At 63.7% G+C, this 523-nt stretch carries 2 protein-coding genes; both read right to left on the bottom strand.

Annotated elements, in window-relative coordinates:
- Positions 1–195 (bottom strand): cob(I)yrinic acid a,c-diamide adenosyltransferase (locus ACK8P7_RS11015; protein ID WP_410044238.1); only part of this gene is annotated, 195 nt, incomplete at its 3' end.
- Positions 196–272: 77 nt separating this feature from the next.
- On the bottom strand, positions 273–523 hold a 251-nt coding region (locus ACK8P7_RS11020), incomplete at its 5' end, for a hypothetical protein (protein WP_410044239.1).

Below are 523 nucleotides of genomic sequence, written 5' to 3' on the forward strand. Positions count from 1 at the left end.
GGTGAACTTGCCAGTCGGCACGCCGGCAAACACGGGAACGCCGAGTCGATCGGAAAGCATGCGCACCTCGCCGCTTTCGCCGTCTTTCAGATACTGCACGATAACGACGCGCCCGCCGGCAGCGAGCATGCGCAGCGCAAGCCCCATCGCCGCCGTTGTTTTCCCCTTGCCGTCGCCGTAATACACGTGGATCATGGTACTTCTCCTTGCAATCGTTTCACCAGCCAACTTCCCGTTTCGCCGTCCCGCCGAAGAGGGAAAAGGGGCGGCGCCTACATGATTCCCATTTCGAAGGCGCGCTTGAGTACCACGGCCACACGCTCGCGGGCAACGTCCTCACCGGGCACAAGATACTTGCCAGTGGGCCAATCATAGCCCTCGACGAGCCCCTTTTTGGCAGCCCACGCGAAGGCGCTGCGCGACCAGTCGCTCGCCAAGTCGCCGTCGGCGAAGGCGGACAGGTCACTGCCCCCGGACTCAAGCTCGCCGGGAGCTGCACACAAGCGCGCAAGGACGGTGACCA

It is taken from the genome of Oribacterium sp. P9 (assembly GCF_046365365.1).
Taxonomy (GTDB): Bacteria; Bacillota; Clostridia; order Lachnospirales; family Lachnospiraceae; genus Oribacterium.